8 protein-coding genes are annotated in these 17,411 nt (G+C 43.4%); 6 read left to right on the forward strand and 2 right to left on the reverse strand.

Going from position 1 to position 17,411, the window contains the following annotated elements:
* Positions 1-248 precede the first annotated feature (248 nt).
* The 6 genes from malQ to H5164_RS11525 all read left to right on the forward strand — a co-directional run bounded on the left by malQ (position 249) and on the right by H5164_RS11525 (position 12,511).
* Positions 249-2,471, forward strand: coding sequence for a 4-alpha-glucanotransferase (malQ, locus tag H5164_RS11500; protein ID WP_182756216.1), 2,223 nt, complete (start codon positions 249-251; stop codon positions 2,469-2,471).
* Between the two features lie 10 nt (positions 2,472-2,481).
* A complete protein-coding gene (gene glgB / locus H5164_RS11505; RefSeq protein WP_182756464.1) occupies positions 2,482-4,707 on the forward strand; it encodes a 1,4-alpha-glucan branching protein GlgB in 2,226 nt (741 codons plus the stop codon).
* A 48-nt stretch (positions 4,708-4,755) separates the two neighbouring features.
* The gene (gene glgX, locus H5164_RS11510) at positions 4,756-6,855 is read left to right on the forward strand and encodes a glycogen debranching protein GlgX (protein WP_182756218.1); all 2,100 of its coding nucleotides are present in this window, start codon (positions 4,756-4,758) and stop codon (positions 6,853-6,855) included.
* Positions 6,855-9,413, forward strand: coding sequence for a glycogen/starch/alpha-glucan phosphorylase (locus tag H5164_RS11515; protein WP_182756220.1), 2,559 nt, complete (start codon positions 6,855-6,857; stop codon positions 9,411-9,413). Before glgX ends, H5164_RS11515 begins: the two co-directional genes overlap by 1 nt.
* A gap of 95 nt (positions 9,414-9,508) precedes the next feature.
* Positions 9,509-10,771 carry a glucose-1-phosphate adenylyltransferase gene (gene glgC / locus H5164_RS11520; protein ID WP_124014731.1) on the forward strand — a complete coding sequence of 421 codons (1,263 nt, stop codon included), beginning with the start codon at positions 9,509-9,511 and terminating at the stop codon, positions 10,769-10,771.
* Between the two features lie 9 nt (positions 10,772-10,780).
* Entirely contained in the window at positions 10,781-12,511 is a 1,731-nt protein-coding gene (locus tag H5164_RS11525; protein ID WP_182756222.1) for a glycogen synthase, read from the forward strand.
* A 315-nt stretch (positions 12,512-12,826) separates the two neighbouring features.
* On the opposite strand, the gene H5164_RS11530 is transcribed toward H5164_RS11525, so the two are convergent.
* Together H5164_RS11530 and H5164_RS11535 are read right to left on the reverse strand one after the other, a co-directional pair.
* Positions 12,827-15,220, reverse strand: a complete 2,394-nt coding sequence (locus H5164_RS11530; protein WP_182756224.1) for a TonB-dependent siderophore receptor — start codon at positions 15,218-15,220, stop codon at positions 12,827-12,829.
* Between the two features lie 237 nt (positions 15,221-15,457).
* On the reverse strand, positions 15,458-17,179 hold the full coding sequence (locus tag H5164_RS11535; RefSeq protein ID WP_182756226.1) for a phospho-sugar mutase: 1,722 nt from the start codon (positions 17,177-17,179) through the stop codon (positions 15,458-15,460).
* Positions 17,180-17,411: the final 232 nt, after the last annotated feature.

Here is a 17,411-nt window from a genome sequence, read left to right on the forward strand (position 1 = left end):
AATAGCAAAGCAAACTTTATGATGTTATGCACTTTTTTTGTATCTTCTGCACTATTTCTGTGCGATAACTAATCGCAGATGAGCGTCACAAGTAACAATATTTGTTAAATTGAATTTAATTAACCATCTGATTTATAAGTAATATGTTTTGTCATTTTACTGCCATTAATCTGTAGTCAATTTGTTATGATTAACTGGCATGGTAACTGCTGTATTTTCAGTAGTTAATTCACGCGAGGAGGACAAATATGGAGCTAGAAAAGTTACTGTATTTGCAAGGCGTAGGGGCAGAGTTTATCGATTGTTTCGGTAATCTTGTTCATATACCCGCTAAGGACAGGCAGGGTATTTTAACCACAATGTTGTTACCATCTTCAGGTCATCAACATGCTTTTAGCCGTCATAGCGAAGCGTTATGTCATCTCAATGAGTCTTATCATCAACCATTATCAGAGTCACAGGTTGCAGCTAAGATCAGCCAGCTCGATATCCAACCTTGGTTAAAGCCACTGCATAACTTTCAATGGTGTTTAATTGATAAGCCTCATGTTGATATTTACTTACCAGAGCGTGACTCAGGTGCTTTTAGCATCAAGATCCACAGTGAAAATACACAATCTATCTCGATCTCTGCACAGGTCAATGACTGTATTGTTGTCGGTGAATACCATATTAACGGTCAGCGTTATTGTCAGTATCGCTTGTTTTTCGTTCATCCCAGCCTGCAGTTAGGATACTACTCATTGAGTTTATCCTTTATCAATGATCCAGCTCATCCTGATGTGTTGCATGGGCAATTAATGGTCTCTCCATCTATGGCCTATCAAGGTCGTTTAGCACAAACAGATAAACAGTTTTGGGGACTGAATGCGCAGCTTTATGCATTACGTAATGATGCGCAATGGGGCATAGGCGATTTTGGCAATTTAGCCGAACTGATTGATTACGCGGCTCATGCTGGTGCTGATTTTATTCTGCTTAATCCACTTCATGCTTTAGACATCAGCCAGCCAGATAATCCCAGTCCATATAGCCCAACGGATCGTCGTCGTTTAAATCCCTTATACATACAAATTGAAGCCGTTGGTGAATATAACGCCCTTGATGGGGAGTTATTATCACAAAAATGGCAACAAAAAAGACAGATCCTCAATCAAGCGCATTTGATTAACTATGATGAAGTTCAGCAGTTAAAATATGCTGCATTTGAAAAACTGTATCAAATATTTTGCTTGGACCATGTTAAGTATGAAACCCCAAGATTTAAAGAGTATTTGGCATTCATAGAACAAGATAACGTTGCATTAATGCAATTTGTCGCCATGGAATTGAAATTGGCATCTAAAAATTTCACTCATGATGCTGGGTTTTATTTATATTTACAGTTCATTGCCAATGAGCAATTACAAGCTTGTCAGCTTAATGCGAAGCAGTGCGGCATGAGTATTGGACTGATCCGTGATTTAGCTGTTGGTGCCATTAGCCATGGGGCGGAGGTGAGTGCAAATGTTGATTTTTTTTGCGATAACGCCAGTATTGGCGCGCCGCCAGATCCGTTTGCCGAGCAAGGCCAAAATTGGGGCTTAACTCCATTTGATCCTGTCAAACTAAAACAACATGACTTTAGCCACTTTATCCAACTGGTTCGCAGTAATATGCAAAGTTGCGGAGCCTTGAGGATCGACCATGTCATGGGGTTGCTGCGTCTATGGTGGTGGCCGTTACAGGACGATTTAGGCAATGGCAGCTATGTCTATTACCCGCTTGAAACCTTATTAGCTATTGTGTGTTTAGAAAGCCAACGAGCGCGTTGTGTCGTTATTGGTGAGGACTTAGGCATAGTTCCGCCAGAAATAGTGGCTTGTTTGCGTGACGCGGGTATTTTTTCGAACGAATTATTCTATTTCTGTAAAGATTATCACGGCTTCAAGTCTCCACAAGAACACAAGCGCCAGAGCTTGATGATGCTAGCTAATCATGATGTTCCTACATTATTTGCCTGGTGGTCTGGCGACGATTTACGTCTACGACGTCAGCTTAATTTGATCGAAACCGATGATAAATTACAGCAGCTTTTAGCGCAGCGTCAGCAAGAAAAAATTCAATTAGTCGATTTACTTATCCGCGAACATGGGTTTGAGTTACCACTGCCCACATCTTCAGTGGATGAATTAGAGTTTGACAGTGTGTTACTGGCTTGGATAAGTGTTGCCGCCAAAGGCAATGCACAATTGTTTAGTGTGCAATTAAGTGACTTAGTCGCTGATAAGCATGGGGTTAATATTCCTGGTACTTGGAAAGAGTTCCCTAACTGGCAGCGCAGGTTACCTTTGTCTATTAAGCAAATGTCCCAAAGTCCTAAAGTACAACAACGTCTTGAAGCGATAGCTTGTGCACGACAACCTCGCAGTAACGCCCGAAGCAGCGTTAGTGCTGTAAACATTCCCTCATCCGATACACTCGGCCATTAATGGATCACTGATTATGACTGTAGCGACCCCGTATTTTCAGCAAGATAGTGAAATAGCCTTATTAAATGGTGAGTACACTGACGTGTTTTCATTACTTGGTATGCACAGTAGTAGTGATAATAAAGGATTAATTGTTCGTTGCTTACTTCCCGGTGCACTGAGTATCGATGTGTTAAACGCAAAAGATCTCCGTAAAGTGGCCAGTCTTGAACAGGTTAATCAACAAGGTTTGTTTGCCGGTAAAATGGGCCGCAGAGTGAAACCTTTTGGTTACTTATTGCGAGTGCAATACCCACTGTGTGAGCAGCTCATCAATGATCCTTATCAGTTTGACAGTTTACTCAATCCTGATGATGTGTATTTATTCGGTGAAGGTAGTCAGTTACAAACTTATCATTTTCAAGGGGCTAACTGGCGCGAGCATCATGATGTTAAAGGTGTGCATTTTTGTGTGTGGGCGCCAAATGCCAAGCAAGTGGCTGTGGTGGGCGATTTTAACTTATGGGACAAAAAACGCCATGTGTTGCGCCACCATCCTGCGAGTGGGTTGTGGGATATTTTTATTGCAGATGTTGAACCTGATCAACACTATAAGTTCGCTATTTGCGATGTTCATGGCAATGAGATTATTAAATCTGATCCCTATGCCGTTGCCATGCAACCGTCGCCGCACAATGCGTCAAAAATCCCTAATTTTGATCATTATGACTGGCAAGATGGCGAATGGTTAACTGAACGAGCTAGCCGTGAGCCTCATGCTCAACCTATGTCTATTTATGAAGTGCAATTAGCCTCATGGCGTCGTAGTGGTGATGACGGTCAAGATTACACCGATTATTCACAGCTCATTGCCGAACTGGTGCCGTATGTCAAAGAAATGGGCTTTACCCATTTGCAATTAATGCCGATCAGTGAGTATCCATTTGACGGTTCTTGGGGTTATCAACCTGTCGGGTTATTTGCGCCTACCTATCGCTTTGGGGACGCTAATGGTCTTAAAGCCTTTATCGATGAATGCCATTTACAAGGTATTGCAGTATTGCTTGATTGGGTACCCGCACACTTTCCTCGAGATCCACACGGGCTGGTGAGATTTGATGGTAGCTGCTTATATGAACATGAAGATCCGCGCCGAGGTGAGCATCCTGATTGGGATACGCTAATTTATAATTATGGTCGCGCCGAAGTACGCAGTTTCTTATACAGCAACGCCTATTACTGGCTAAACGAATTCCATTTTGATGGTTTACGCCTTGATGCTGTGTCGTCGATGTTATATCTCGATTACAGCCGCACAGCCGACCAATGGATCCCCAATGAACTGGGTGGCCGAGAAAACCTTCAAGCTATCTGCTTTCTACAAGAGCTTAATGCGCGCATGTACCAATGTTTTCCTGGCATTAATATGATCGCTGAGGAATCAACTGCGTGGCCAGGCGTGACTCAAGCGACCAGTAATAACGGCTTAGGTTTTGGTTTTAAATGGAACATGGGCTGGATGAACGACACACTGCGTTACATCAGCAGCGATCCTTTGTTCAGACGTTATCACCATGGTGAGCTGACATTTAGCTTAGTGTATGCCTTTACCGAACAATTTATTTTGTCGCTTAGTCATGATGAAGTGGTCCACGGCAAGGGGTCGTTATTACATAAAATCCCCGGCGACGATTGGCAGAAATTTGCTACGTTACGCGCTTATTACGGTTTCATGTGGGCACATCCGGGCAAAAAGTTATTGTTTATGGGCAATGAGTTTGCCCAGCGCAATGAGTGGAACCATAACCAGAGCCTTGACTGGCATTTATTAAACTATACGCCGCATCAAGGCGTGCAAGATTGGGTACGCGATCTCAATCAGTGTTATCAGCAATATCCTGCGTTATATCAACGCGATCACTATAGTGATGGTTTTCAATGGCTCGACTGCAATAATGCCGACGATAACATTTTAGTATTTTGTCGTTTTGGTATTGATAAACAACAACCTGTGGTGATTGTGGTCAACATGTCGCCACAGGTTTTTCACCACTTTAGAATTGGGGTGCCAACCGACCAGTCCTATAACGAAATACTTAACAGTGACCACCGTCATTATGGCGGCAGTCATGTTGTCAATGATGCAACGTATGAAATACAAGCAACAGAATGGCAAGGCATGCCTTACAGCTTAGTGATTACAGTGCCACCACTGGCATGCAGTATTTGGGCACCGGAACCGCATGAGTTGCCATAATAGTGCAACATGTTAAAACAGCAGGGTTTGACTTCAAAAGGGCATGTTATGGGTATAAGCAGCGGTTATCCTTATCCACTGGGGGCGACGGTTGATAATAGCGGAGTGAATTTTTCGTTATTTTCAGCACATGCCACCAAAGTGGTGTTGTGTATCTTTGATGCCACGGGGGAAATTGAGGTTGCTCAGTACATTATGACTGAGAAAACACGGCAAATTTGGCACTGTCATCTAGCCAATGCTCAAGCTGGGCTTTTGTATGGTTACCGCGTTTTTGGGCCCTATCAACCGCAGCTTGGCCATCGTTTTAATCACCATAAATTGCTCCTTGACCCATATGCAAAAAAGCTGGTGGGAGAGCTAAAATACCATCCGGCGGTCTATGGTTATGACATTAATGCCCTTGATGAAGATTTGTCATTTGATACTCAAGACAGCGCGCCTTATTTACCCAAAGCACAAGTGATCGATTATGAGTTTGTTAAAGACATTCCAATCGTACCGCTCAATATTAGTCTGGCTCGAAGCATTATCTATGAGACCCATGTAAAGGGGTTTACTCAACAACATCCACAGGTCGATGCAACAAAAAAAGGCACCTTTGCGGGCCTAGCGAGCAAGCCGATAGTCGATTACTTACAAAATGTTGGTATTACCAGCGTAGAGTTATTGCCCGTTCATGGCTTTTTCGATGAGCCTTTTTTGATTGAAAAAGGCCTCAATAACTATTGGGGCTATAACAGTATTGTCTTTATGGCGCCTCATTCTGCTTATTTATCTGATGAGGGTGATATTGCTGAGTTTAGGCAAATGGTCTCAACACTTCACGCAGCAGGGATTGAAGTGATCCTCGATGTGGTATTTAACCATACCGCTGAAGGAAACCATTTAGGGCCGACGTACAGTTTTCGCGGTATCGATAATGCCAGTTATTACCGTTTATTGCCTAATGATAAGCGCTTTAATATTAACGATACTGGTTGTGGTAACACCTTTAATCTCAATCATCCGCAAGTATTAATGTTAGTCATGGACTCTTTGCGTTATTGGGTCGAAATTATGGGCGTCGATGGGTTTAGATTTGATCTCGCCAGTTGTCTTGGCCGTGAGGCTTATGGTTTTGATCCCGGAAGTGGATTCTTTGATGCTATTACCCAAGACCCAGTACTGTGCAAGGTTAAGCTGATTGCCGAGCCTTGGGATATTGGCCCCGGTGGTTATCAGCTCGGTAATTATCCCGTAGCATTCAGTGAATGGAATGATCGCTACCGTGATGCAATGCGCCGTTTTTGGCGTGGGGATAGTGGTTTATTACCTGAATTTGCCAAGCGATTTCATGGCTCGAGTGATTTCTTTGAACATAACGGCCGAGGCCCAGCGGCGAGTATTAATTTTATCACCAGTCACGATGGCTTTAGTCTTCATGATTTGGTGAGCTACAACGATCGCCATAACTTGGCTAACGGTGAGGATAACCGTGATGGTCATCAAGAAAACTGCAGTTACAACTATGGTATTGAAGGTGAATCTGCCGATGAAGCGATTAATGCCATTCGATCGCGACAAAAACGAAATTTATTAACCTGTTTATTGTTGTCTCAGGGCGTACCCATGTTGTTGGCGGGTGATGAATCAAGTCAAACACAACAAGGCAATAATAACGCCTATTGCCAAGATAATCCTATCGGCTGGTTTGACTGGGAGCAAATAGATTGGTCGTTAGTGAATTTTACTGCGCAGTTGATCAGCTTGCGCAAACGCTTTCCTATGCTGTGTCACCAAGCTTTTATTCATAAACCAGAAGCCTTATTTGATAACGGTTTAGCTTGGTTTAACCGCCAAGGTGAGGTGATGAATAAATCAAATTGGTGTGAACATCATACCCGTACCTTAAGCGTGATTTTAACCGGTAATCTAGCGGATGCCGACATTGGTGCGGTGGCGGAAAGTACCGAAGCGTTATTATTGATGATTAATGTCGATGAGTTGCCCCACCAATTTACTCTGCCGCAGCTACCCCATTTTCGCCATTGGCATTGCTTACTGCATACCCAAGAAAGTGAACCTGAAGTCGATGCTAATAAGCAAGTGAATGTAATCAGTCGTAGTTTAATGCTATTTCATACCGAATTTACTAGGAGTCATTGATGACCACAGCAAAAGATAACGCCAGTGTAAAAAAAACCACAGTGCGTGCCAGTCGCAGTAAAGCTAGCACTAAGGCGACGAGTAAAGAAAATGTCGTGGCGGCCTCGCAAGCTGACAAGGTGGTTAGTGCTCATCATGATCCTTGTGAACCCTGTGACAGTTTATCGGCATCACTTGCCCGACATATCCGCTACGGGTTATGTCGTGACGAACATGAACAACATGAGCTTTTTAATGCCGTGGCGCAAAGCGTTAAAGAACAAATGCTCGATAACTGGCGTCAAACACGGATTAAAGACAATCAATATCAACAAAAACAGGTCGCGTACTTATCACTTGAATTTCTAATGGGCCGAGCCCTAGGTAATGCATTGTTGAGTTTGGACATTACTGCTGATGCCCAACAGGTGTTAACCGATTACGCCACCAGCTTAGAAGATATTGAGCAAGTTGAACAAGATGCTGGTCTTGGTAATGGTGGACTTGGGCGCTTAGCGGCATGCTTTTTAGACAGTTGTGCGAGTTTAGACTTATCGGTTACTGGTTATGGGATTCGTTACCAATATGGCATGTTTGCGCAAAAGATTGTCGATGGTTATCAAGTAGAACGTCCCGATCGTTGGTTACGTCATGGTAACCCATGGGAAGTTCGCCTCTCTAACCGTATTGTTAGCGTGCCTTTTTTTGGTCATACCGAAACTTATGTTGATAAGCATGGACATCGACATCATGTGTGGGCAGATACGCAAAACGTGTTAGCTGTCCCTTATGATATGCCAATCCCAGGGTTTAAGAATGGTCGTATCAATACGCTGCGTTTATGGAAAGCCGAAGCGAATGACGAATTTGATTTAGCCGAGTTTAACGAGGGCGATTATGCTGAAGCCGTTGCCACTAAAAATTTGGCTGAACAAATCACCATGGTGTTATACCCAAATGATTCGAGTGTGAATGGCAAAGAATTACGACTACGCCAGCAATACTTTTTATCATCAGCCAGTTTGCAAGATTTACTGGCCCGTTACGTTAGTCAATTTGGTGAAGACTTCAGCCAGTTCAGTGAACATAACGTGTTACAGCTTAATGATACTCACCCCAGCATTGCAGTACCTGAGTTAATGCGACTGTTACTGGATAAATACAGTTTGAGTTGGGATGCCGCATGGGCGATTACCAGTCAATCTATGGCCTATACCAATCATACTTTACTGCCCGAAGCGTTAGAGCGCTGGTCGGTACCTATGATGAAAAACATGTTGCCACGCATTGTCGAAATTATCTTCGAAATTAATGCTCGTTATTTAGAACAAGTGGCTCACCATTGGCCGGGAGATATTCAAAAGTTAGCCAGTATGTCGATTGTCGAAGAAGGCCCCGAGCAACATATTAGGATGGCATATTTAGCCATTGTTGCCAGTTTTTCAGTTAACGGTGTGGCGGGCTTGCATACTCAGTTACTTAAACAAGGGCTGTTTAATGACTTTTATCAATTGTGGCCCGATAAATTTAATAATAAAACTAACGGTGTTACCCCAAGGCGTTGGCTTGCGTATTGTAATCCTAAGTTATCGGCACTTATTTGCCGCCGTTTAGGTGACGAATGGATCAATGATTTATCTCGTCTTACCGCACTCAATGCTTTTAGCAGTGACAAGCAGTTCGTTAAAGAATGGGCGCAAATTAAGTTTGAAAATAAACAAGCGCTAAGCACATTTGTGAAGCAGCAATGCGATGTTGAGTTTGACCCACTAATGATGTTTGATGTGCAAGTGAAGCGTATTCATGAATATAAACGTCAGCTCCTGAATATCCTCCATGTGATTCATTTATATCGCCGTATTTTAAGTGGCGATACGCAGAATATGGTGCCACGCTGTGTACTCATAGGAGGCAAAGCCGCACCAGGTTACGCCATGGCCAAGCAAATTATTAAACTGGCTAATAATGTCGCTCATATGGTCAATTCCGATCCTTTGGTCACGCCATTTTTACGCATGGCATTTTTGCCCAACTATAACGTCAGTGCCATGGAAAAAATATGTCCGGGTACCGATTTATCTGAGCAAATATCTACCGCAGGTAAAGAGGCGTCGGGCACAGGAAACATGAAATTCATGATGAATGGAGCCTTAACGATTGGTACTTTAGATGGCGCCAATATTGAGATGCTGGAAGAGGTGGGTGATGATAATTTCTTCTTATTTGGTTTAGATGCTAACCAAGTCGCTCAAGCGCGGATAAATTATCAACCGCAACACATTGTTGAGCATTCAACAGCCCTTAATGGGGTCATGAGTATGCTAAAAAGTGGCCATTTTAATTTGGTCGAACCGGGTATTTTTAACGACATTATCGCTTCAATTATTGACCCTAATGATCAGTGGATGACCGCTGCTGATTTTGACAGTTATTGTTTAGCACAAGAGCAGGTCGCTAAGACGTATCTTGATCAAGATAGCTGGCAAAAAATAAGTATTCGAAATACTGCCGCCAGTGGGCGTTTTTCAAGCGACAACACCATAGCGGGCTACCGTGATGAAATATGGATGAAAAAGTAATACAAGGAAAGTGCAGCGACGCTGTAATTAACGTAAATCGTAGATTAATGTTTGTTTATTGGTGGCTAAGTTGAATAGCCAAATGGAGTCTGCTTATGAGTAATGTTCGTTATATTAGTAATTTAACTCGTGATACCTATGCGTTGATATTAGCGGGTGGTCGAGGTTCTCGGTTGTATGAATTAACCGACTGGCGTGCGAAACCTGCGCTTTATTTTGGTGGTAAGTATCGCATTATCGACTTTCCGTTATCAAACTGTATTAACTCAGGAATACGAAGAGTGGGAGTGGTGACGCAATATAAGTCACATTCTTTAATTCGACATGTTACTCGTGGCTGGGGTCATTTCAAAAAGGAACTAGGGGAATCGGTTGAGATTTTACCTGCATCACAGCAAACATCTGGTAACTGGTATCAAGGTACTGCCGATGCAGTATTTCAAAATATTGACATTATTCGGCATGAAATCCCTAAGTATGTGATGATCTTATCTGGCGATCATATTTATCGCATGGATTATGCTGGTTTGCTCGCAGCTCATGCTGAATCGGGTGCCGATATGACAGTGTGTTGTTTAGAAACCCCAATTGCAGAAGCGGCAGGTGCATTTGGGGTGATGGAAGTTGATAGTGATAATCGGGTCATTGGTTTTGAAGAAAAGCCCGCAGAGCCTAAGCCAACCCCAACTGATCCAGAAAAGTGTTTAGCCTCAATGGGCAACTATGTTTTTAATACTAAATTTTTGTTCGAACAATTAAGAAAAGATGCCAATAACGAAAGCTCAGATCGTGATTTTGGCAAAGATATTATTCCGGCAATTATCAAAACACATAATGTGTTCGCGTTTCCTTTTACAACTTCAGTGTCTGATGAGCCAGCCTATTGGCGCGATGTGGGTACCTTAGATTCATTTTTCCAAGCGAATATGGAGTTATTGTCGCCAACACCAGCATTAAATTTATACGATGCTAAGTGGCCTATTTGGACATATCAGGAACAGCTGCCACCGGCTAAGTTTGTGTTTGATGATGATAATCGCCGCGGTATGGCAGTTGATTCAATCGTTTCCGGCGGTTGTATTATCTCTGGTGCCAAAGTGAAACGAAGCGTGCTATTTGACGAGGTGCGTGTGTGTTCTTATTCCTCAGTCAAAGATTCGGTATTATTACCCGATGTGGTGGTACTGAAGAATTGTAAAATAAAAAATGCCATTTTAGATCGGGGTTGTATTATTCCTGAAGGCATGTCGATTGGTTATAATCAAGAACATGACAAGGCGAGGGGTTTTAGGGTGTCAGAAAAAGGCATTACCTTGGTAACCCGCAAAATGTTAGGTTTAGCGGTTGGCTTTGAATAAGGATCCTAGATGACTCCTGCGAGTGTAAAACGAGTCCTGCTGGTGGCAGCAGAAAATGATGCACTGCATGGCGCTAAAGTTGGGGGCATGGCGGATGTCATCCGTGATTTGCCGCCAGCATTGGCACAATGCGGCGTAATAGCCGATGTGGCCATGCCAAATTATGGCTTCTTAGCGCAACATTATCATGCCGCACACATGGCTGATGTTGAAGTTGATTTTGCCGGCCAGCGCCATACTGTAGCGGTTTATCGCTTGCCAAGACCACAACATAAAGATGCCATCCTTAATGTGGCTGAAGATCAATGGGATGACGCGGTAGCTCAAATCTATCTATTTGATCATCCGCTATTTAATCATCAAGGCCAAGTGTATTGCAGTGGTTCGGCAGACAGACCGTTTGCCGAAGATGCAACCAAGTTTGCACTGTTTTCTCTTAGTGTGGCCACGTGCTTGGTGAATAAATTATTACCACGGTTTGAGGTGTTGCATTTACATGACTGGCATAGTGCAATGGTTGCCATGCTGCGTGGATGCGTAGATGATTTTTCTGCGCTGAGAGCATTACCTTGTGTGTTTACCATTCACAATTTGGCCTTACAAGGGATCCGGCCTTTTATTGGCGATGATTCATCGTTTGCCCATTGGTTTCCGCAATATGTGGGTAAATTAAACCTTATTGCCGATACCAGTATATTTGACCCTCGTTACAGCAATTGTGTTAATCCGATGCGCATGGGCATTGTACTCAGTGACAAAGTGCATTTAGTGTCGCCCAGTTATGCGCAAGAGGTGTTAATGCCATCTGACTATCACAAAGGCTTTTTTGGTGGCGAAGGGTTAGAGGCCGATTTAGTGGTTAAGTCTTTACAAGGTAATGTGGTTGGGATCATTAATGGCTGCGTTTATGATGATGTTAGCCATAAATCTAATCAAGCCCAGCCTACTCAGCAGAGCGAGTATTGGGCGTTATTACTTCAAGCTGAGAATGCCGTCATTAAGTGGCAAACTAAAACAAGCCAGTTGAGTGTATTAGATTCCATTGCGTTAATACGGATCAGTCAATCTAAGCAGACTATATTAGCCGACTATCATCACTTAACCGCCTTAAAAAGCAGTGTGTCAGATGATGAGCAACGATTTTTACTGACCTCAGTTGGGCGTTTAACAGAACAAAAAGTGTTGATTCTGTTGCAGCCTTTTAACCCAACTCACGCCACTAAAATTCATGCCTCGGCGAAAACAGTGTTAGAGGCTATTCTCGAATCACTCAAGAAACATCAACCTAATGGCGTGTTTATGTTACTTGGTAGTGGTGATGTGAATATTGCTAATGCATTACAAGCTACCGCAGCACGTTATGATAACTTTGTGTTTTTACATGGTTATGACGAAGCTTTATCTGAGCAACTTTATCGCTTGGGCAGCTTGTTTTTAATGCCCAGTTCATTTGAGCCTTGCGGGATCAGTCAAATGCTCGCGATGCGGGCAGGCCAACCATGCTTAGTTCATGGCGTAGGGGGGCTCAATGATACGATTGAAGATAATGTCAGTGGCTGGGTATTTAACGGTGCAACACTGGCGACACAAGGTGAAGCCTTGGTTGAACGTTTTACTCAAGTGCTCGAGTTATTTGGCAGTGATACTTGGAAGCAAGTGAAACAAAATGCCGCTAAACAACGATTCACCTGGGATGAGGTTGCTAAACAATATATTGAAAAGTTATATGTGAGCAGTTGAGTTATCCAGTCAGTGTCCAAGCGAATCATATTGGATAATGTGTCTAGGTAGCACTCAACCGGTTACTCAAATTATTAGCAAACGAGTAGCAGGCAGCTCTTGGCACTCTTTGTATTGATAGCCGCAATTGCTCAATTAGCCAATAACCACTTAAGCTTGACCTGCTAAATAGCTGACGACTTTATATGGTGCACTTTATGTCGAAGCGTTGTGCTGAGCCATCGAACGATGTTGTCCGTTTGATGACTCATGAGTCAGCTGCTGATATCGTGCTATGACCAATAAAGATACCGTCTTGTGTTACTAGTTTAGTGACTAATAGGTATAGCGAAGATCCAAGTAATAGTAACCACCATTAAAGCCAAATGGAGTATTGGTGAGCGGGTATATGAAAATTCCGTTAAAGTTATTATCCTCAGGACGTTTCTCTGGATAAGTATCAAACAGGTTTTGTACCCCTAAGGTGACGGCGAGATTATCGGTTGCACGGTAACGAGTACTTAAATCTGTGGTCCATCTTGAGCCATATTCCACTTCACTTGATGAATAACCCACAGTGTAGTTTCCGAAATAACTGAAACGTAAGTTGGTAGTGAAGTCGTCATACTGATGCGTAAAGCCAATGTTAGCTGTGTTTTTAGGATTGGCTTCAGTCATGCGAACAACTTCAATATTATCAAATAGTTCGTCTTCTAAACCATTGAGGATTGAAGGCAACGAAATGGACTCAATTTCAGTTTCTTTGTATGAGTAGGCTAGGTTGGCTTTTAAATCGCCAAATTCACCAAGGTCTATCCCTTGAGTGATAACTAAGTCGACACCTTGAGTTTTAGTATCAACCGCATTCATAAAGAAGCGAGCCGAGTCGGCATTGGTACCCTCAAGGATAGCGGCAATCGCCGGTGAACTTTCTTTATCTATAGCGCCTGATAAAATGATTCTGTCATCGACATTAATTTCATAAGCATCTAATGTGACGGCAAAACCATTATTACCCGTGTAAACAATACCTGCACTATAAGAATGTGATTGTTCAGCTTTAAGATCTGGAATACCTAGCTCTGATCTAATCGGTGATAACTGATTAAAGGTGCCTGATTCTCTAGGAATAAACTCACCAGTGACAGGATCGGGATCAAAAAAGGTCGATACGTTAGTAAAATACAGTTGCTGCACACTGGGTGCACGGAACCCCGTGTCGGTGGTTAACCTAAGTGCCAGACTGTCCGTCAGCTCATAACGGCCAGATAGCTTCCAGCTGGTGTTGCTACCAAAGTCAGAATAATCTTCATAACGCACAGCTGCTGCCCAATAAAAATCTTCGGTGAGTTGGTTTTCAAGTTCAATATACAGTCCGAGGTTAGTGCGGTCTTCATCGACTTCAGACTCTTTGGTAAAACCACCAAAACCTTGGCTACCGCCGGATTTTCCTTGGTAATCGCCTTTGATATACGACTCTTCTTGGCCTGCATCAATTTGATAGCCACTTTGACGCCATGTCACGCCCATCGCGACTAATAAGTCTGAGTCATTAGCAAAATCATAGTAGCTTGAAGCATCGACATTAAGATTAAGTTCACTGGTAGACAGGGTTCCTGCATCAAAGCTTGTTGGACTAATAGGGCCGAGCGAGGCATTGATACTGTTTTCTAAGGTATATTCAAAACTGTTGCTACCAAAACCAGCCGATGAGTCAACTTGCCATTTTCCCAACTCAAACTCATAACCGGTTACTAAAGAGTAATCGATAATTTCTGGGCTTATTTGTGGTAAAAATCCGTCTGGATAGACTTCAATCACGTTGCGAGAATCAAGTGCGCGACGATAAAAAGCGCCTGAACTTGAGTTACGTTTGCTAATGCCACCAAAGGCATAAAGCTTACCCTTGGTATCTAACCCTTGTTCAGCATTCAAAAATAAGCCGTAGTTGTCGTAGTCACTGTCGCCAACATGATGGTTTTTACGATCGAATGTGGCTTCACGGGGATCAGGACTGCCGTCGGATAATGTTGGATATTGCTGGCGAGTATCAAAGCCTGCTCTGTTGGTGGAGTTTTTCTGATGCGCCTCTAAAGAGACGTTCACAAAACCTTCGTCACTGAAGCTAAAGCCTTGGTTTACGCCTAAACGAACTTGTTCACCATCACCTTCATAGGTTTGACCTACTTGAGTCGTAATGCTGCCGCCTTGGTCACTGTCTTTCAGTACAACGTTAATCACCCCAGCGATAGCGTCAGATCCATAAAGTGCAGAGGCACCGTCACGTAAAATTTCAATTCGCTTAATGGCTGTCATCGGAATAGCATTTAAATCAACGTTTGACGAACCTTTACCTAAGGTTCCGGCCAAATGCACTAATGCCGAACCATGACGGCGTTTACCATTAACCAACACTAAGGTGTGATCCGGTGACATGCCGCGAAGGCTTGCTGGACGCACAGCGTCACTGCCGTCAGTAATTGATGAAAATGGGAAGCTATAACTTGGTGCCGCAAATTGTAATGCTTTGGCCGTTTCAGTAATCCCGGTGGCTTCAAGTTGTTCGGAGGTAATAATATCGACAGGTGTTGCACTGTCTGTAGCGGTACGAAGGGCGATACGCGAGCCAATGACCTGAATGCGCTCTAGGTTTTCACCTTCCTCTGCAGCTATGGCTACAGGAGCTGAAATACTGCCAATAACGGCCAAACAAACGAGATTTTTATACATTAGTAATCCTGCGATAACGTTATAGTAAACTTTGTAACATTATAGGACATTTTCGCTGATGCATAGGAGTACTAACTGCTGACTTAGTTAGTCTAATCAGTCATATGTCATGACACTCTGGTCTAGTTGAATACTTAGTGGCGTTCATTTATTGACCATTAAACCGCGCAAACAATAAATGCCTGCGATCAGTCACAGGCATTTATTGTAGATGATGTGATTGCTGTTAAGCGGCTCTTAGTTGGGTAAGCTTGCTTGGTGGGATGAGATAAAAGCTGCCATCGCTTGTTCGGCGCGATCTTGTGCTGATGCCCAAGTATCGTTATTGGTCATGGTTTCGACTATTTCGTAATAGCACTTAATTTTAGGTTCAGTGCCAGAGGGACGAACTATCACGCGCGCGCCATTTGCTAAAGCATAAATTAATACATCACTGCTGGGCAGATCAATGGTGTGTTTGCTGCCATCGGCGCAAGTACGCTGCAGGCTTTTTAAATCATCGCTAGACACCACAGCGAACTCACCAATGGTAAGTGGTGGGTTTTCACGTAAAAACTCACCAATATTAGGGGTGTCAGGTTTGAGCGCAATACTGACTTGGGCATTAAGATGAAACCCGTGTTGGCGATAAATCTGTTCTAATCTGTCCCAGATGGTTTGGCCATTGGCGGCAAGCTCTGCAGTAAGTTGCGCAAAGGCAACAATGGCCGATAAGCCATCTTTATCCCACACTAAGTTACCTATGGTATAACCGAGTGCTTCTTCATACGCGAATAAAAATTGGTTATCTTGTTGATGCTGACTAATACCGACATTCATCAGCCATTTAAAACCTGTTAGCGTGGTGTAGCTTTGGGCACCGAACTCAGAGGCGATTTTAGACAATAGGCTTGATGACACTATGGTTGTGCCGTTGAGTTGTTGATTTTTAGGGGCGTGGCTGAGTAAGTAATGACCCAATAAAACCCCGACTTGATCGCCAGTTAGCATTTTATATTCACCATCTGCTGTGCGTACTGCAACAGCAAAGCGGTCTGCATCAGGATCATTGGCACAAGCCAGAGTCGCCTTGTGCTTTTTTGCCTCAGCAATCACTAAGTCCATGGCGCCTTTTTCTTCCGGGTTGGGGAAGTTAACTGTCGGAAAGTCACCATCAGGTTCACGTTGCGCGGCTACCGAATACACCTGAGTAAATCCAGCATCTTTTAACACAGTTTCAGCCATGTCGGCGCCCACACCATGCATTGCGGTATACGCTAAACTGACTTTATCTTGGCCATTGCGATATTGCAGCTCTTTGGCATCAAATATTCCCTGGCGATAGGCTTGGTAAAAATCGTCTTGCAACCAATTCAGCTTTTGTTGTGCAATGGCATCATCTAAGTCTAGAAACGGGATAGCTTGAGTGGCTGCACGAGTGATTTGGGCAGCAATTCCGCTGTCGTGGGGTGGAATAATCTGTGCGCCATTTTCCCAATAGACTTTATAGCCATTGTATTGTGGTGGGTTATGGCTGGCTGTTACCACAATACCTGCGGCAGCGTTAAGATGTTTTACCCCAAAAGCGACTAATGGCGTGGCGGCAACTTTATGAGTCAAGTACACGTTAATGCCCATGGCAGTTAGTACACTCGCCGCATCGTGGGCAAAATCATAAGAATCGTGGCGACCATCGTAACCAATTACCACACCTCGCTCGGCAGCATTGTTAATCTGCTCGAGTAAGTAAGCACCCAAACCGGCAGTGGTTTGGCGAATAACTAAACGGTTCATCGCCATTGGGCCAACACCAACTTCACCTCGAAGGCCTGCAGTGCCAAAGGCTAAACGGCCTGCAAAGCGAGCGGTAAGTTCAGTTTCATTGTTTGAATCAATGAGTGCTTGCAGTTGTGCGCGAGTTTTTGGGTCGGGGTCTTTGTTGAGCCAATGGTTAATTTGATGTTGAAGATGGGTATTCATGAATCACCTCATTGATAATCATTTTCAATAACAGTAGGAAAATCGCGCCACGAGAACAAGTGAATTCGTTACCAAATCAATAAAAATAACAATTTGTATTCATGATTTCTACGCTTAGTCTACATGCTTGAACGTAATCATTATATGAAACCTCTAAAGCAAGTATTACAACCTCTAAAGTGAATATACCAATCCATAGCGTTAAGCGTGCATTACAAGCAAGAGCATTGTC

Origin of the sequence: Shewanella sp. SG41-3 (assembly GCF_014164545.1) — a bacterium.
In the GTDB taxonomy this organism is placed as follows: Bacteria; Pseudomonadota; Gammaproteobacteria; order Enterobacterales; family Shewanellaceae; genus Shewanella; species Shewanella vesiculosa.